This is a genomic window from Amycolatopsis sp. CA-211722, assembly GCF_056828465.1.
Map to the genome: position 1 here is coordinate 1,565,081 of NZ_CP184752.1, position 17,192 is coordinate 1,582,272.

Annotated in this window: 17 protein-coding genes; 7 read left to right on the top strand and 10 right to left on the bottom strand. The window is 68.3% G+C overall.

From position 1 onward, the window contains the following. Positions 1–80 precede the first annotated feature (80 nt). The 4 genes from ACOCEP_RS07715 (at position 81) to ACOCEP_RS07730 (ending at position 4,034) form a co-directional block, all read left to right on the top strand. Positions 81–863 carry an IclR family transcriptional regulator gene (locus tag ACOCEP_RS07715; protein WP_482336555.1) on the top strand — a complete coding sequence of 261 codons (783 nt, stop codon included), beginning with the start codon at positions 81–83 and terminating at the stop codon, positions 861–863. Between the two features lies 1 nt (position 864). Continuing rightward, on the top strand, positions 865–2,538 hold the full coding sequence (locus tag ACOCEP_RS07720; protein WP_482336556.1) for an L-lactate permease: 1,674 nt from the start codon (positions 865–867) through the stop codon (positions 2,536–2,538). A gap of 107 nt (positions 2,539–2,645) precedes the next feature. Continuing rightward, positions 2,646–3,518: a nuclease gene (locus tag ACOCEP_RS07725; RefSeq protein ID WP_482336557.1), complete on the top strand. Its 873-nt coding sequence runs from the start codon at positions 2,646–2,648 to the stop codon at positions 3,516–3,518. Between the two features lie 120 nt (positions 3,519–3,638). After that, positions 3,639–4,034, top strand: coding sequence for a sigma factor-like helix-turn-helix DNA-binding protein (locus tag ACOCEP_RS07730; protein WP_482336559.1), 396 nt, complete (start codon positions 3,639–3,641; stop codon positions 4,032–4,034). A 56-nt stretch (positions 4,035–4,090) separates the two neighbouring features. Here ACOCEP_RS07730 and ACOCEP_RS07735 read toward each other — a convergent pair whose 3' ends face one another. Continuing rightward, on the bottom strand, positions 4,091–5,365 hold the full coding sequence (locus ACOCEP_RS07735) for an RNA polymerase sigma factor (RefSeq protein ID WP_482336560.1): 1,275 nt from the start codon (positions 5,363–5,365) through the stop codon (positions 4,091–4,093). Positions 5,366–5,395: 30 nt separating this feature from the next. Then, entirely contained in the window at positions 5,396–5,812 is a 417-nt protein-coding gene (locus ACOCEP_RS07740) for a YciI family protein (protein WP_457959514.1), read from the bottom strand. A gap of 152 nt (positions 5,813–5,964) precedes the next feature. Between ACOCEP_RS07740 and ACOCEP_RS07745 the strand changes: the two genes are divergently transcribed. Then, entirely contained in the window at positions 5,965–6,954 is a 990-nt protein-coding gene (locus ACOCEP_RS07745) for a small ribosomal subunit Rsm22 family protein (RefSeq protein ID WP_482336561.1), read from the top strand. On the opposite strand, the gene ACOCEP_RS07750 is transcribed toward ACOCEP_RS07745, so the two are convergent. The 4 genes from ACOCEP_RS07750 to ACOCEP_RS07765 all read right to left on the bottom strand — a co-directional run bounded on the left by ACOCEP_RS07750 (position 6,936) and on the right by ACOCEP_RS07765 (position 10,350). Continuing rightward, complete coding sequence (locus tag ACOCEP_RS07750; protein WP_482336563.1) at positions 6,936–7,850, bottom strand: LysR family transcriptional regulator; 915 nt, start codon at positions 7,848–7,850, stop codon at positions 6,936–6,938. The two genes, ACOCEP_RS07745 and ACOCEP_RS07750, sit on opposite strands and share 19 nt — an antisense overlap. Before the next feature lie 52 nt (positions 7,851–7,902). Then, the gene (locus tag ACOCEP_RS07755; RefSeq protein ID WP_482336564.1) at positions 7,903–8,616 is read right to left on the bottom strand and encodes a GAF and ANTAR domain-containing protein; all 714 of its coding nucleotides are present in this window, start codon (positions 8,614–8,616) and stop codon (positions 7,903–7,905) included. A gap of 16 nt (positions 8,617–8,632) precedes the next feature. After that, complete coding sequence (locus ACOCEP_RS07760; RefSeq protein ID WP_482336566.1) at positions 8,633–9,289, bottom strand: ANTAR domain-containing protein; 657 nt, start codon at positions 9,287–9,289, stop codon at positions 8,633–8,635. Positions 9,290–9,729: 440 nt separating this feature from the next. Next, positions 9,730–10,350, bottom strand: coding sequence for a sigma-70 family RNA polymerase sigma factor (locus ACOCEP_RS07765; protein ID WP_482336567.1), 621 nt, complete (start codon positions 10,348–10,350; stop codon positions 9,730–9,732). Positions 10,351–10,655: 305 nt separating this feature from the next. On the opposite strand from ACOCEP_RS07765, the gene ACOCEP_RS07770 reads away from it, so the two are divergent. Next, the gene (locus ACOCEP_RS07770; protein WP_482336568.1) at positions 10,656–11,843 is read left to right on the top strand and encodes a glycoside hydrolase family 64 protein; all 1,188 of its coding nucleotides are present in this window, start codon (positions 10,656–10,658) and stop codon (positions 11,841–11,843) included. An 88-nt stretch (positions 11,844–11,931) separates the two neighbouring features. Here ACOCEP_RS07770 and ACOCEP_RS07775 read toward each other — a convergent pair whose 3' ends face one another. The 4 genes from ACOCEP_RS07775 to ACOCEP_RS07790 all read right to left on the bottom strand — a co-directional run bounded on the left by ACOCEP_RS07775 (position 11,932) and on the right by ACOCEP_RS07790 (position 16,250). Then, positions 11,932–14,079, bottom strand: coding sequence for a terpene synthase family protein (locus ACOCEP_RS07775; protein ID WP_482336570.1), 2,148 nt, complete (start codon positions 14,077–14,079; stop codon positions 11,932–11,934). A gap of 106 nt (positions 14,080–14,185) precedes the next feature. After that, positions 14,186–14,965, bottom strand: a complete 780-nt coding sequence (locus tag ACOCEP_RS07780) for a DUF3800 domain-containing protein (protein WP_482336571.1) — start codon at positions 14,963–14,965, stop codon at positions 14,186–14,188. A 33-nt stretch (positions 14,966–14,998) separates the two neighbouring features. Further along, positions 14,999–15,790, bottom strand: a complete 792-nt coding sequence (locus ACOCEP_RS07785) for an ArsR/SmtB family transcription factor (protein ID WP_482336572.1) — start codon at positions 15,788–15,790, stop codon at positions 14,999–15,001. Positions 15,791–15,902: 112 nt separating this feature from the next. After that, positions 15,903–16,250, bottom strand: coding sequence for a winged helix-turn-helix transcriptional regulator (locus ACOCEP_RS07790; RefSeq protein WP_482336574.1), 348 nt, complete (start codon positions 16,248–16,250; stop codon positions 15,903–15,905). A 118-nt stretch (positions 16,251–16,368) separates the two neighbouring features. Between ACOCEP_RS07790 and ACOCEP_RS07795 the strand changes: the two genes are divergently transcribed. Beyond that, complete coding sequence (locus ACOCEP_RS07795) at positions 16,369–17,133, top strand: alpha/beta fold hydrolase (protein ID WP_482336575.1); 765 nt, start codon at positions 16,369–16,371, stop codon at positions 17,131–17,133. Positions 17,134–17,192 lie beyond the last annotated feature (59 nt).

Below are 17,192 nucleotides of genomic sequence, written 5' to 3' on the forward strand. Positions count from 1 at the left end.
CGGGCGAGCTGTTAACGTCCGAATCCGCTTAGCGGAAACCGGTGCCGGTCATCGGCACCCCGGTCCAACGGAGGGGCGAAGTGGGCACACCACGGGGCCTGGATTCCAGTGGCACACTCGAGCGCGGGCTCGCGGTTCTCGAGCACGTCGGCCAGAACCAGGAGATTTCCACCAACGCGATCGCCCGGCAACTAGGTCTCTCCCGGAGCGCCGCGTACCGCATCGTCGGCACCCTCAAGAATCTCGAATACCTCGAAGCCGATCGCGCCACCGGACGGGTGCGGCTCGGTACGCGGCTGGTCGAACTCGGCGCCCGCGCGATGGCGGCGACCGACCTCCACCGCTGCGCGCCGCGCTATCTCGCGTCGCTCGCCGAACGCAGCGGCGAGACGACGTATCTCGCCGTCCCGGACAACGACACGATGGTCTACGTCGCCACCGAACGCAGCGCCAACGCCGTAACCCTGGCCTGCCGCCTCGGCACCCGCCGGCCGCAGCACGCGACGTCGCTGGGCAAAGCCTGGCTGGCGGCGCTGCCCGAACAGGACCGCGTCGAACGTATCCGCCGGATGAAACTCGACAGTCTCACGCTCAAGACGATCAACGATCCGGCCCGGCTCCTCGACGACCTGGCCAGGACCAGCCGTCGTGGCTGGGCCGTGGACGACGTCGAAAACGAACCGGACGTGGGCTGCGTGGCCGCCGCCGTCCGCGACCACACCGGACGGCCGATCGCCGCGATCAGCGTCGCGGGCCCCGCCGGCCGGGTGCTCCGCCGGACCGACGAACTGGGCGCGACGGTGGCGGGCACCGCGGCCGCGCTGTCGCTCCGGCTGGGTTACGTCCGCGCGCAAAGGGGCTGACGTGGGCTGGATCCAGGACTACCGGCCGGCGGGCGGGCTCTGGCCGTCCGCCGCGCTGGCGGCGCTGCCGATCATCGTGCTGCTGGTGACGCTGGGAGTCCTGCGCCGGTCGGCGCGGCTCTCGGCGGCGCTGGCGCTGATCACCGCGCTGCTGGTCGCGGTCCTGGTGTACCGCATGCCCGCCGGGCTCGCCTTCGATTCCGCGGCCATGGGTCTCGTGTTCGGGGTGTGGTCGGTGGCCTGGATCGCGTTCCACGCCGTGTACTTCCACAACGTCACCGTCGCGACGGGACGCTTCGACGACATCAAGGCGGTCCTCGCCGGGTTCAGCGAGGACCGCCGCCTCCAGGCCCTGCTGATCGCGTTCGGCTTCGGCGCGCTGCTGGAAGGGATCGCGGGCGGCGGCTCGCCGATCGCGATCACCGCGGCGATGATGGCGGCGCTCGGTTTCCCACCGGTGAAGGCGGTCGTGCTCGCGTTGCTGGCGAACACCGCGCCGGTCGCGTTCGGCGGCCTCGGCAATCCACTGATCGTGCTGGGAAGGCTGACCGCGCCGATCCTCGGGATCCACCAGGAACAGGCGACGGAACTGTTCTCGTCCATGGTCGGGCGCCAGCTCCCGTTGCTGGCGCTGATCGTCCCCGGTTTCCTGATCGTGGTCCTCGCGGGCTGGAAACGGATGATCGAGGTCTGGCCCGCCGTGCTGACGGCCGGGCTGTCGTTCGCCGTCATGCAGTTCGTCACCTCGAACTTCATCAGCGCGAGCCTCGTCGACGTCGTCGCCGCGCTCGCCGCGATGGCGTCACTGTGGATCTTGACGCGGTTCTGGCAGCCGTCGGCGGTTTGGCGTTTCGACGGCGAAGAACCGGCCCGCCTCGGGACGAAAGCCGGACGCGGCGCGATGTACGCGTGGGCGCCGTACATCGTCCTGATCGCGGCGATCCTCCTTTCCCGGATCGGCACGATCTTCAAGAACCTGCCCGAATGGCTGGACCTGACGAAGCTGCTGCACAAGGCGGATTGGGTGTTCGCGTGGCCGGGGCTGCACAAGGCGGTCGTCCAGCAGCCGCCGATCACGCCGAAGGACACCCCGTACGCGGCGACGCTGACCGTCGATTTCCTTTACTCACCGGGGACGGTGGCCCTGATCGCGGCGATCGGCGCGGGATTCCTGATGGGCGCGAAACCGCGGCTCCTGCTGGCTACCTACCAGCGCACACTGCACCAGATGCGCTGGGCGCTGGCGACGATCTTCATGATCCTCGCGATCGCGTTCGTCATGAACTACTCAGGTGCGACACAGACACTCGGTCTCGCGCTGACGACCACCGGGGTGCTGTTCCCGTTGTTCTCCGCCTACATCGGCTGGCTGGGCGTCTTCCTCACCGGATCGGACGCGTCGACGAACAGTCTCTTCGGGCCGATGCAGGTGATTTCGGCTCAGCAGCTGCACGTCGACCCGATCCTCGCCGGCGCCACCAACACCTCCGGCGGCGTGATGGGCAAGATGATCTCGCCGCAGAACCTGTCCATCGGCGCCACCGCGATCGGGCGATCCGGGCAGGAGGGCGCGCTGCTGCGGCAGACCTTCCTGTGGTCGGTCGTGCTGACCGCCGTGGTCGGGGCCATCGCGTTGCTGCAGGCGACCGTGCTGGGGTTCATGATCCCGTCGTGACCCCGAATACGGGAATGTCCACAATGGTCACCCGATCTTTACCGGCCATTGGGCTGGATGGATGAACGCCAGGTTCGTTCACCGGAATGGGAACTACCGTTGTCCTCATGCCCATGACGCTGATCAAAGGTACGTTCCAGCTTGTCGGAGCCTCACCGGACGGCGATTCGGTACGGTTCTATCCCGAAGATCCCCAGGCGACCAAAAAGGCGGGCCTGAAGGTCCGGCTCAATTCGCGGGGCGGGATGCAGTTGCGGCTCGACGCCATCGACGCGCTCGAAACGCATTACCAGGCCAGGGGAACCGGCGGGATGTGGCATCAGCCCGCGGAGTTCGCGGACGCCGCCGCGGCGAACCTGCTGAAGGCCCTCGGTTTCAAGACGGTCGAACGCGACGAACGGGGAAGGGTCACTTCGTCGACGCCGATCAAGGTAGCCGGTCACATACTGACGCGATTCGCCGACAAATACGGACGGGCGGTCGCGTTCGCCTTTCCCGGACAACGGCCGGGACGTTCGGCGGACCTTTCCCAGGTCCATCTCGACGTCAAAACGCTGAAGAACTCCGCGAACTACCGCCAGGTCGCGGACGGGCTCGTCTACCCGACGTTCTATTCGCTGCTTTACCCCGACCTGCGTGACGCTTTGGCCGAAGCCGCGGTCAAGGCGCGCGAGAACGGGCTCGGGCTGTGGCCTCGCGATGTCACGAACTCCGGGTTCAAGCTCTCTTCGCGGCGGCAACTGGCCGACGAACTGGTGATCCTGCCGAAACTGTTCCGCAGGCTCGTCGACTACCTCGCGCTCGACGAAAGCGGCGGCGTGTCGCTGAGCGGCTTCTCCGACTTCCTCGATTCCCGCAACGACCGCCTGTTCACCGTCCCGGACGGGCACGCCACGGAATTCGAGACCTTGGTGAGCGTGAAGCGGCAGACCGTGAACCTGACGATCGAGCCGGAGAGGATCGTCTTCATCGAGGCATGAGCCGCCGTGTCGGCAAAAAGACCGTACCTCCCTCCCCCGCCGGCGTGCTCATCTGAAAGGTGGGAGAGGGAGCCGATGCAAGGAGACGGTTCGCGACGGCCGGAGGAGGCCGGCGGGCGGATGGAGACAGCCTCGAAGCTCGTCGACGCCGTCCGCGTCCTGGTCGTGCGCTACTGCCGGGCGCGGATCGGCCGCCGTTCGGGCACCTACGACATAGCCGACGCCATCGCGGGGGACGGCTGCCGCGAGATCATCGCCGGGGCGGCGGGAGCGCCCGCGCTCCTCACCTTCGCCTACGACGTCATGCGCGGCCTGGTGGACGACTTCCACCGGACCGCCGCCGAACTGCCGAACCCGCTTTCGGGCCTGCCGGGCCAGCAACGCGAGATCATGGTCCTGCGGTCGCTCGTCGGGCTTTCCGCCGACGACACCGCGCTGGCGCTCGGCTGCTCCGTCCAGGCCGTCCGGCTGGGCCAGCACCGCGCGCTGAGCGCCCTGCGCCCCGCCCCCGCCTGACGCGTTTCGTCCTCTACTTGCGGTAGTTCGTGGCACGAACTACCGCAAGTAGAGGACTAAACGCGGCGGGTGCACTCCGCGGCCCGGTTCAGCAGCAGGGTGCGCTCGCGGTCGTTCGAGGTCATCTCGGCCGCGCGCTCGAACTCGACGCGGGCCTCGTCGAGGCGGCCGAGCTTCGCCAGGAAGTCGCCGCGCACACTCGGCAGCAGGTGGTACGACTTCAGCGCGGGCTCCGACAACAGCTTGTCGACGACTTCGAGCCCCGCCTCCGGCCCGACGGCCATCGACAGCGCCACGGCCCGGTTCAGCTCGATCACCGGCGACGGATTCAGCTTCCCGAGCCCTTCGTACAGGACGGCGATACGCGCCCAGTCGGTCTCGTCGCCGGTTCGCGCCCGCGCGTGGCAGGCGGCGATGGCGGCCTGCGCCGCGTAGACGCCGAAAGCGCCGTCCGCGAGCGACTCGGCGAGTTCCAGCGCGGCGAGACCGCGGCCGATCAGGAGCCGGTTCCATTTCGTCCGGTCCTGATCCATCAGCAGCACCGGTTCGCCGTTCGGCCCGACGCGCGCGGCGGATCGCGACGCCTGGATCTCCATCAGCGCGACGAGCCCGTGCACCTCGGGTTCCTTCGGCATCAGCCCGGCCAGGATCCGGCCGAGCCGCAGTGCCTCTTCGCACAGCCCCGGGCGCATCCAGTCCTCGCCCGCTGTCGCCGAATAGCCCTCGTTGAAGATCAGGTAGATGACCTCCAGCACCGAGGACAGGCGCGCGACCCTGTCCTGCCCCTCGGGCACCTCGAACGGCACCTTGGCGTCGCCGAGGGTCTTCTTCGCCCGCACGATCCGCTGCGCGATGGCGGTCTCCTTGGCGAGGAACGCCCGCGCGATCTCGTGCGTCTGGAGCCCGCCGATCATCTTCAACGTCAGCGCCACCCTGGCCTCGGTCGAAAGCACCGGGTGACACGCGGTGAACACCAGCCGCAGCAGATCGTCCTCGATCCGGTCGTCGAGCCCCGCGGTGAAATCGGGATCCTCCTCGAACTCCAGGTCGCGGCCGATCTCACCGAGCTTCTTCTCGTACCGCTCGTTGCGCCGGAAGGTGTCGACGGCGCGACGTTTCGCCGTGGTCATGAGCCAGGCGCCCGGATTCCTCGGGACGCCCGACTCAGGCCACTGTTCGAGCGCGGCGACCAGCGCGTCCTGCGCCAGTTCCTCCGCGAGCCCGACATCGCGCGTCATCCGCGCGAGGCCGGCGATGAGGCGGGCCGATTCGATCCGCCACACCGCGTCGATCGCCGAACGGGGGTCTGCTGTTGCCGTCACGCCGACCAATCAACATCGTCGGCGCGGCGACCGCAACCACTAGTTCTCCTCGGCCTGCTCCCGCAGCTTCCGCTCGTGCTCGACGATCTCCGGGGTCGCGTTGTCGAAGTCCTCCAGCTCCGCGATCCGGCGGATCTCGATCTCGCCCTCGCGGAACGGCGCGCGCTTCATCCATTCGACGACCTCGGCCCGGTCCTTCACCTGCAGGATCCAGAAACCCGCGATCAGCTCCTTGCTCTCCGCGAACGGCCCGTCGACGACCCTGGCCTCCGTGGTGCCGGAGTACTGGATGCGGAAACCCTCGGCGCTGGGGAGCAGGCCTTCACCCGCGAGCATGACGCCGGCCTTCACCAGTTCCTCGTTGAACTTCCCCATCTCCTGCAGCTCCTCGGCGCTCGGCTGCGCACCGGCCACGTCGGACTTCTCGTCGCTCTTGACAATCACCATGAACCGCATCTGAGGTCTCCGTTCCCGGCGGGGCTCGTCCCTGCCACATCTACGCGTCGATCGGGCACCCCGGGTTTCGACACGGTCCCCGAACTTTTTTCCGCGGTCATTCGAGCAGCCGGAAAACCGCAGGTCAAGCGCCCATGTCACAATGTCCCCCCGTGGCATCCCTCCCCGAAACCCTCCGCTCCGCCCTCGACGAAGAGCTGGGCAAGTACCCGCAGAACCGGCTGACGCAGTCCGTCGAGCGGCTCAGCACGCGCTACCGCGAGAACAACCCCGCGAGCGCCCCCATCCTCTCGTCCGAGGTCGACATCGCGGCGTACGCGGGCTACCGGATGCCTGCCACGTACGCGGCCGTACACGCCGTTCTCGCCGAAGCCGCCCTTCGCGCTCCTGGGTTCGCTCCGCGGACACAGATCGACGTCGGCGGCGGGACCGGTGCAGCGATCTGGGCGGCGGCCGGTGTATGGCCGTCGCTGGCGGAGAGCACCGTCGTCGAGCAGGTCCCGGGCGCGATCGCGCTGGGACGGCGGCTCGCGGTGAACGCCGAGGACGAAGCCGTCCGGGGCTCGACCTGGCGACGTGGCCTGATCGACCCGGCCGCGCCCGCGCCGGAGGCCGATCTGGTGACCCTCTCCTATGTCCTCGGCGAGCTGCCCGAAGCCCGCCGGGCCGACGCCGTCCGCTGGCTTTCGGCGAAGGCCGGGATGCTCGTCCTGATCGAACCCGGCACCCCGGCCGGCTACGAACGGATCGTCGAAGCGCGGGATCAGCTCGTCGGGCTCGGGCTCTCCCTGGTCGCGCCCTGTCCGCACGAGGACGCGTGCCCGATCCCGCGGGGCAAGGACTGGTGCCATTTCTCCGCGCGTCTCCCGCGCACCGGCCTGCACCGCCAGCTCAAGTCCGGAACGCTCGGCTTCGAGGACGAGAAGTTCTCCTACGTCGTCGCGTCACGCACGGCACCGGAACGCGCCGAAGCCCGCATCCTGCGGCATCCGGCCAAACGCAAGGGCATGGTCGGTCTCTCCCTCTGCGCCGGGACGGGCCTCACCGAAACGATCGTCACCAAACGGCACGGCACGGCCTACCGCGCGGCCCGCGACGCCGGTTGGGGCGACGCCTGGCCCACTCAGTCCACAGTGGACTGACGAGTCCGCCGCGCCTGATTGCCGACGGCGGCGAGCAACGCGCCCAGCGCCGGATTGTCGTTGCTCCGCCGCCACATCAGTTCGAGCTCGACCGGGTGGTTCTCGGCACCGGCCACCGGACGGAGCACCACCCCGTCGAAGCGCAGCGTGGTGGCCGCCGCCGGAACCAGCGCGATCCCGAGTTCCGCCTTCACCAGCGCGAGCACCGTAGACACCTGACAGGGATATTGCGTGTACTCCGGCAGCACCCGGGCGGCGCGGAACACCGCCACGAGCAGGTCGTGGAAATAGCGGCCCTCCGACGGCGAATACATGATGAACGGCTCGCCGTCGAAGTCGCGGACATCGGGATTCTTCTTCCGCCGGGCCAACGGATGCGCCGACGGCAACGCCGCCAGCAGCGGTTCCCGCCACAACGGCAGGGTCACGACGCCGTCTCCCGTGACCGGCGGCCGGATCATCCCGAGATCGATGCCGCCCGCCAGCAGCTCCTGCACCTGCGCCGCCGTCGCCATCTCCCGGAGCACGAGATCGACGCCGGGCACCTCGGCGTTCGCCACGGCGACGACGCGTTCGAGATACGAGTACGCCGCCGTGGCGGTGAACCCGAGCGTGACGACCCCGGCCTCACCCTTCTTCGCCCGCCGCGCGTACAGCGTCGCTTCCTGTGCCGAACGCAGGATCTTCCTTGCCTCGGCGAGGAAAACCCGTCCGGCGGGGGTCAGCCGGACGGCGCGATGCGTCCGGTCGAAAAGCTCGACCCCCAGTTCGCGCTCCAGCAGCTGGATCCGCCTGCTCAACGGCGGCTGGGTCATCGAGAGGCGCTCCGCCGCCCGGCCGTAGTGCAGTTCCTCGGCCACCGCGACGAAACTCACCAGCTGCTCCAGCGAAAACACCCAGCCAGTCTAAGTATCACCGAGGGGCGGACAAGCGCCGAATCGGTATCGTTCAGCGCCGGATTTCCACTGTGCGGTCGATGATCCCGGTCGCCACGGCGAGGATCTTGCGGTTGTTGCTCCGCGCGTAGGCGCGCAATACGCCGAACGCCTCGCCGACCGAAACGCGAAGCCGTTCGGCCAGAACACCTTTCGCCTGCTCGATGATCACCCGGCTGTTCAGCGCCGTTTGCAGCTGCGCCGTGATGATCTCCTGCCGCTGCAGCAACCGGTGATGCAGGATGCCGATCGTGGCGACATCCGCGAGTGCCTGCCCCAGCCGCAATTCCTCCTCGCCGAGCAAGGCGGGGCGTGTACCGAACAGGTTCAGCGCGCCGATCACCTCTTCCCGCAACCGCATCGGCAACGCGTACACGGAACGGAATCCGGCGTTTTCCGCCTCCCGGGCGAACTTCGGCCATCTTCCGCGCGCACGCACCAGATCCGCGCATCGCACCGGCTCGCCGTCCTGGTAGCAGTCCAGGCACGGTCCTTCGGAGTTCTGCAACTGGAACAATTCGAGCAATCGGGTCTGCTCGTCGTAAGCGGCCACCATGGTGAGCCTGCCCCGCGGGTCGGCGAGCAACAGGCCCGCGGTGCAGACGCCGAGCAACTCGACGCATCTGTACGTGAGCAGATCGAGGAACTCGATGAGGTCGAAATCGTCGACAAGCGTGTCCGCCAGCTGAACGAAGGTTTCCCGCAAGGCGGTCGCGGAGTCGGTCATCGTTTCTGGTCTCTCCTTAGGCACACGGCCCATCACGACCCCGGCCGAACGCGAACCGTCGCAGCACCACGTCCTCGGCCACTTCGCTCAGCCTGCGGCCGTGGGCGAAGGCGTGGGCACGCAGACGGGCGAGTGCGTCCGCGAGCCCGATGTCGAGCTGGACCGACACCATGCCCGTGGCCTGATGGACCTGAGCACGATGCTGGGTGAATTCGAGGTCGATCAGTTCGGCGAGCCCGGGCCCGTCGACATCGGCGACGGCGAGGGTGATCGCGGCTTCGGCGCAGACGAGCGCCTCCGCCTGGCCGTTCACCGAAGGGAGCCCCGCGAGTTCGCGGTAGCAGTCGACGACGCCCACTTTGATCGCCCCGGCCTGGATGGGCACCGCGATGATCGATTTGACGCCTCGGTCGATCGCCTCGGGGGCGAACATCGGCCACCGGAGCGACGCCTCCGAACCGGTCATGTCGGTGACGACGACGAGCGTCCCGCCGTCCATCACCTCCAGCGCCGGCCCTTCTCCCAGGGTGAACTGGAGGTCTTCCAATTCCCTGCTGCGTTCGTCGGTGGCGAAGACCGGCTCGACGGGACCTCCTTTCGCGGCGAGGGCGAGGCCGGCTCCCGCGGCCTCGAGAACCTCCCCGCACACGATGCACGCGTGTTCCACTGTCACCGCGGAACCGGATTCCGAAGCGAGGTTACGCAACTTCGCCCATACCAGTGCGGTGTGATCGGGCCTTGCAGGCCTCATGACTGCCTCTCGGCGGTTGTCCGGTGCCGGACGGGATCGCCGAGGTCAGGGGCGAACAGCGCGAACGAGTCGCTCGCACCACCTCGATTGTCGCACGTTTCCCCTCTTTGCCGTGCTTTCGACGACTTCTTCGGCACCAACGCAGTAGCCCGAAGAGCTGAACGGCGGGTTCGGGTGAGGCGTCAATGGTCCGTTCGGCCGGTTCGGCCTCACCGGACCACGCCTAGGGTGGAATCCGAGACCGCTCGTCCCGGCCCCCGGCAGCGGCACTCGACGGCGAGCTCTGGAGGGGCCATGTGCGTTCGCATTCTCGAAACCCGCGCCAAACGGGAGAATCCGTTTGTCCGGCTGCTGATCCGCATTCAGCTCAAGGCGTCCTGGCGCTGAGCGCAGGCGCGCAGCCTGCTGATCGCGCGATGTTTGGTCACCCGCACCCGTGACGACGTCGTCCCGAGCGCCGCCGCGGTCTCGTCCGACGTCAGCTCGCCGATCACCCGCATGCCCAGCACCTCCCGGTGGGAGGTCGGCAGCGTCCGCATCAGCCTGCCGAGCCGGAGACCGAGATCGGTCCGCAGGGCGCGCTGCTCGGGTTCCTCCGCGGCCCCGGCCGGCCGTTCGGGGAGTTCGCCGGTCAGCACCTGCTTGCTCCGCGCGGCCTTCCGGAACACGTCGGCGACCTTGTTCGCCGCGATGGCGCGCAGGAGGAACAGGAAGGAGCCGCCGCGGCGGCCGTATCCGGGGAGCGCGACGAAGACCGCGAGGCAGATCTCCTGCGCGACGTCGGCCGGTTCGAGATAGGTCAGCTCATGGCCGCCGAGGCGGGTCCCGGCGTAGTGCCGCGCCCAGCTCGCGACCGCGGCCATCAGCTCGTCCATCCCGTGTGGCTCGCCGTCCACCGCGGCCTTGGCCAGACCGTCCCAGCAGGCGGGGGAAATCCACGTCTCACCGCCGCCGGTTCTTCGCATCGGAAACTCGTCGCTCATGTCCCGCTCCCCACGGATGAGAAAACCCGGCCGCCGGGGTCCAGGACGGAACCCGGCCCACGGTAGCCGAGGAATCCGGCCACCTCAATCGGCGAACGGCCCGCGACGAATTGTCCGGCCCGGCGGAAAACCGGACAGATTCCCACCAGTGGTCTGGACAACTTCGCGTCCGCCGACGTAACTTCCCGTGCTGAGACCCCTCGCCAAGGTCACGCCCAGGCCGGGAACGCGCCCCCGGCCGACATCCGCAAGCACCGCCGCGGCGCGTCCACGCACCGCGGCGGGATTCCGCCGAGGAGTGAACTGTGCGCATCCGCAAGAAGATCCGGCGCGTCTTGACCGCGTTGGCGGTCGCCCTCCCCCTGGTCACCGGTGTTTCGGCGCTTTCGGCGTCCACCGCGGCCGCCGCGGGCCCCGATCCGCTGCCACTGACCGTCACCAACAACTCGAACCGCTCCGAAGCGGTCCACCTCTACGTGCTCGGCACGAACCTCAACACCGGGAAACTCGGCTACGTCGACGCCGGCGGCGCCTTCACCCCGTGGCCGGCGGGCGCGAACCCGCCCAGCCCCGCGCCGGACGTCTCGATCGCCGGTCCCGGCAACGGCGGCTCGACCACGCTGCGGATCCCGCGGATGCTCTCCGGTCGCGTCTACATGTCCTTCGGGCAGAAGATCAAGTTCTTCCTGACCCCGGACGGGCTGGTGCAGCCCGCGCCGTGGGCCGACGGCGACCCGAACCGCGACATCCTGTTCGACTGGAGCGAATTCACCTACGACAACGGTGGGCTGTTCATCAACAGCTCGCAGGTCGACATGTTCAGCGTGCCGCACGCCGTCGGGCTCACCAACGGGGCGGGCGCGAGCAAGGAGGCCGGACGCCTCAAGCCGGGTGGCCGCGAGGCCGTCTTCAACGCCGTCCGAGGTCAGTCCGGTTTCTCGAACCTGGTGCACGACCGGCTGCGGGTGCTCGCTCCGGGCAAGGGGCTCGACACCGGCAAGTTCAGCGGGACCTACCTCGACGGTTACGTCACGAGCGCCTGGAACGCCTACAAGTCGACACCGCTGACCGTGGTCCCGTTCGAGGCCGAACCCGGCAAGAAGTTCACCGGGCGGACCGGCGGGGACGACGTCCTGCGTTTCACCGACACCTCGGGCGCCACGGTGGCGTCGTTCGGCAAGCCGAGCACCCGTGACGTCTTCAACTGCGACGGACGGCTGCACGCGCCGAACGACCAGGTCGTCGGCCCGATCGCGCGGACGCTGTGCGCGGCGCTGCACCGCTCGACCCTCGGCACCCTGCACACGCAGCCGACGTACGACGCGGGCCAGTTCTACAAGCAGCCCGTGACGGACCACTACTCGCGGATCGTGCACGAGCAGATGGTCGACGGGAAGGCGTACGGGTTCGCTTTCGACGACGTCGGGCACTTCGAGTCGCTGGTGCACGACGGGGATCCGCGGACCGCGCGGATCATTCTGACCGCGTTCTAGGAGCCGGGCCCGACGTCGCGAAAGCCACTTTCGGGACACCTGACGTCCCGAAAGTGGCTTTCGCGACACCCCCGGCAGCCGAGAGCACCTACCGCGCCCCGCTCCCGATCCGCCAAGCCGACATCCCGATCCCGCTCGGCACGAGCGAGAACGACGGCGGCTCGGGGGCGCGGACGCGCTCCAGTTCGACCGGGGTGTACCGCGCGCATTTCCGGTGCCATTCCAGGATTCCGGCCATCCAGTCCTTCAGGTGGTCCGCGTACCCGGTCAGCGCCGCGCGGACGTCGTCGCCGAGCCCGAGGTCGTCGCACATCCGCGGCAGGTCCTCGCCGGCGAGCTGCTCGAACTGCGTCATCCGCGCGTTCATCAGCCGGGCGGCGATGTCACGGGCCTCGATCCGGCCCACCTCCAGGAACCGTTCGACGACGAACACGAGGTTGTGCACCTCGCCCTCGTACTCGATCTCCTTCTGGTACGAGAACAGATCGTTGCCGAACGCCGCGCAGTCCTGCGCCGCGGTGTCGAGTTCGGACAGCACCCGGTTCTGGAACAGTTCCGGCGGCAGGACGTCGCCGAGTTCGAGGAGCGCGAGGCTCTTCGTCAGGTCGGATCCGAACGTCCGCCGCCGCATCTCCACGTAGTCGACCGGGTCGGGGATCCGGTTCTGCGCCTGGTTCCCCACCTCCCACACCCAGCTCGCGGTCATGCTCTCGACCGCCCGCCGGAACCCCGCCCGCCCGCGCGGGGTCAGCGGTCCGGCGGTGCGGTCCCACAGGTTCGCGAGGCCTCGCTCGATCGCGTTCGACGGCTTCGGCACCGGCCCGCCGTCGAGCGGCATGAACAGGGAAAGCCGGTCACTGCACAGTTTCGCGGCGATCGGGTCCCGTTTCGCACCGAAGACCAGCGGGAAGTAGTCGTCGCCGTAGGTACCCCAGGTGAGCCAGTCGGCCGACCGCTTCAGGCGTTCGAAGTCCGCGTCCGCGTCGATCATGGCGGCGCACCGCGCCAGGTCGATGCCGAGAAACCGGCGCTCGTCCCAGACGCCGTCGTCGAACATCCCCATCTCGCGTGCCCAGCCGGGCGCGTATTCGCGGGCGGCGGCGAGATGCGGGCTGGTGCGCACCGGGTACGGCATGCGGAATTCCGGCAGGGGCAACGGTCCCGCCTTCGCGAACGGCGGCGGCGCCTGCTGCCGCGCCCGCTGGACGAAGCCGGTCCCCTGGGCGCCGGAGGCCGCGCCCTCGTTCATGTACCGGCTCGACCGCACGTGCCATTCGTGTCCGCCGGACTGCCAGTCCTGCAGGCCTTTGACGTAGAGGCCGACCGCGATCTGCTCGTCCAGCGAGACGTCGCGTTCGGCCAGCAGCGCGGGCACCTCGACGAGCGCGGTGTTCTCGAACTGCTGCAGCCGAGAGGTCAGCAGGTCGTTGGTGAGCTCGGCGGCCTCCTGCGTCGGACAGCCGAGGAACTCCTCGAAGACGAGGACCGCGTTGGAATTCTCTCCTTCTTCACGTACTTCGCGTTGGTAGGAGAAGAGATCGTTGCGAAGGTGGACGGCGTCGGCGAACGTGTCGCGCAGGACCTCCATCGGCCTGGCCGCCGCGATCTCGTCCGGCACTTCGGCGCCGGCCGCGTACTCGATGAGGTTCGCCGACCACGGCGCGCCGCCCACCCGGCGGCGCATCTGGACGTATTCGATGGGGTTCGCGATCCGGCCCCGGTCGATGTTGTCCAGTTCCCAGAGCGATTCGACCATCAGGTTGTGCGTACTGGTGACGAACCGCCGCCGCCAGGCCTCCGACATCGAGGGAATGGTGCGCGCCCAAAGGTTCTCGAGCCCGGCTTCGGCGGGATTCGCCGGTTCCGGTGACGTTTCCCCCGGCCCGGTCATGAACAGTTCCAAGCGGTCCAAATAGGCTTTGGCACCCTCGGTGTCCCGGGTGTACTTGAATTGCGCGAGGAAATCGTCGTCGAAGAAGAACACCCACACGTACCAGTCCGTGACCAGATCGAGGGACGGCCCGTCACAGTCCGGATGAGTGTGCGCGCAGAGGAGCGCGTAATCCATTTTCGCCAGCACCTGCTCGGTCCAGACGACGTCACCGGACGGCGACGGCGAATCGAGCATCCCCATTTCCCTGGCCCAGGCCATACTGTGCGTCCGTGCCGCTTCGAGGTGCGGATTCATCCTGGCCGGATGCGGCAGGTAGAACTCGGGCAAGGTGAAAGCCTGCATCTGCGACTGCCTCCCGGGCCGGTGTCGGATCCGTTCCGACGTTTCCAGCCCGCCGTCGCGCCGGGCAACCGTCCAGGCGAGCGATTCGCGGTGCCATGGAGTGAATTCAGTGCCAGAGGGACGCCGCGTCGACATAGGGCGCGAGCAATCCGGCCAAGACCTCGTCGCCGTTCCCGGTCAATTCGTCCTCGGCGATCCGGCGGGCGACACCGGCCAGGAAATCCGCGGCCTGCACGCGCGGATCCGTCCGTGAATCCACGAACGCCATCCCCGCCAATCCCGGGCTCGATACGATCCGGGCGAGCCGATCCCCTTTGAGCGACGGTTGTTCGTCGTGGACGAGAAAGACCTGCTCCCCGCCGTCGCTCCAGTACTCGATGGCGCGGAGGATGGCGGGCACCAGCGGATCGAGGATTTCGGCGTCACGGGCCGCGGCGACCTTCGCCCTCAGTTCCGCGGTGTCCCCGGCCATCGCGAAGAACGACCCCGCCGCCGGATTCCGGCGATTCCTGGTCCGCAGCACGTCGTTGAACGCGGCGAGGAGTTCGTCGTCCGGCCGGAGGTCCGCGCCGGCGAGCGCGCGGAGTTCGTTCGCCAGCAGCCGTTTCTTGTCCACGAGGTACACGTGCGCTCGCCCGTGGACCGGTCCGCTCGGCCCGAGGAACCATTCCAGGACCCGCCGGTGCTTCGCGCGGAGAAGATGGTTGGCCTTGTACTCGACCGCCGGCGAACGGATCCTTCGCCGCAGTTCGGCCAGGCAGGCGGCGGCCTCTTCGAGACTCAGCCGGACCCCCGCGTGCGCGAAAACGCCGGTCTCCCCGCCGATCAGTTTCCCGCCCTCGGACCCGGACTCGTCGCAGGCGATCTCCAGGGGCACGCCGCGCATCGTGCCCGATCACCCCGGCGACGTCGACCGGGTTTACGCGGGTTCGGGCAGCGGCTCCCCGGTCTCGAGCAGCGTCTTGAGGCTCGACAGGATCGACGGCCAGCCGCCCTTGACCATCTCGAGCGCGGTGCTGCCCGGGTCGAAACCGTCGTGCACCACGGTCAGTTTCACCGTGTCCCCGACGGGTTCGAGATCGAAGGTGACCTTCGACCGCGATTCGGCCTGGAGCTTCGCCGACACGTCGTCGTCGAGGCCGACCGACTTGGCGAACTCCGGCGTGAAGGTGTGCCACGTGTAGGACAGGCGCCGGTACGGATCGGCTTCGAGGACGACCTGCCCGGGGTCCTCCAGCTTCACGCCGAGCTGCTCCCAGGCCATCGCCGACCCCGGCTTCCAGTCCGAAGTGAACTCACAACCCCAGTACCGCTTGGTGAAGGCCGGATCGGTGAGCGCTCGCCACAGCCGCTCCGGCGTCGTCCTGATGTAGCTGGTGTACACGAATTCGTCGGTGCCCATGGGTTCCTGCTCCAATGCCTTCTTGAGGTCGGCGAGCGCGTCGACGCGGCCCTGGTGGTAGCGGTCGATCCAGCGCTCGGCGATCGCGTTGATCGGCTCCGCGTTCACGTAGTGCAGCTTCTCCCGGCCACGGCGCACCGTGGTCACCAGATTCGCCGCTTCCAGCACGGCCAGGTGCTTGCTGACCGACTGCCGCGCCATGTCCAGCCCCGCGCACAACTCACGCAGGGTCTGCCCGTTGCGGGCGTTCAGGTCGTCGAGCAACCGGCGACGGCTGGGGTCCGCCAGCGCCTTGAAGACCTCGTCCATACCGCTCTCCTCGCAATATGCAGCCTCTTGGCTGCCTTTCCAAGTTAGGCAGCCAAGAGGCTGCATGTCAAGCTGTCACGTTTGCGGCGGCTCACTCGTCCAGGTGGCGTACCTACGAGAGCCGGGTCTTGTCGTATGCCGCGCGGGCATCGTCGATATGCGGCATGTGCGTGATGCTCCAGTCGAGAAGCGGTGCGGTGGCCTCGCGCAGGGTCTGGCCCATCGTGGTCAGCTCGTAACTGACGTGCGGCGGCATGACGTTGTGGACCGTGCGCGTCAGGATCCCGTCGCGCTCGAGGTCGCGCAGTGTCACAGTGAGCATGCGCTGACTGATGCCGTCTATGGCACGTTTGAGCTCGGTGAAGCGCCGCGGCCCGTCCTTGAGCATGCGCACGATCAGCAGCGCCCACTTGTCCCCGACGATCCCGAGGACTTCGCGGGCCTTGCACGGGTCCTGCATGGTTACCTCCTGAGAACCAGGGCACCGAAAAGTGCCGTATTGCCAGGTACGCGCCGGGTGGATCACGATATTTCCGGTTACCGAACAGTACCGAGGCACGAGGAGGAACCACTCGCCCATGGTCGCATTTCTGTTGGTGCACGGCGCCTGGCACAACGGTCGGAGCTGGGACCGGGTGGTCCCGCTGCTGGAGGCGGCCGGACACCGGGTCTTCGCGCCGTCCTTGACCGGTTACGGCGACAAAGCACACCTGCTGAGCCCCGAAGTCGGCCTCGGCACCCACATCGACGACATCACCGGCCTGATCCAACGCGAGCGTCTTGACGACGTCGTGCTGGTCGGCCACAGCTACGCCGGGATGGTCATCACGGGAGTCGCCAACCGGGTCCCGGAACGGATCGCGCACCTGGTGTTCCTCGACGCGATGGTCCCCGAAAACGGCGAAGCCGCGATCGACGTCCTTCCCGTCACCCGGCAACTCGTCGACCTCGCCGTGGACGGCTGGCGAGTTCCGCCGATGCCGGAGCAGCCACCGCCGCTCGGCTTGTTCGGGGTCACCGACCCAGCCGACGCCGCCTGGTTGCGCGAAATGCTGTCGGACCACCCGGTGCGGTGCCTGCAGGAGCCCGTTCGATGGGACACCCCGGCCGCGCGCACGATCCCGCGAACGCACATCCACTGCACGCGGGGGCAGCCAGCGGGGATCACCCGGCGCCCCGTCCCCACCGACGAGCGGACGCGAGAATTGCCCACCGGCCACGACTGCATGATCACCATGCCCATCGAACTCACCGCGCTGCTGCTCGAAAACGGCCTGGTTGCCAAGGCTGACAACCAGGACCGTCCGACCGACGGTCGTCGGCCACCGCCCATACACCCGTGACGTCCTCCAGGTCCGGCAGCCCAGGCCCACGATCAAGCCCTCGACGACCAGTGTGACTC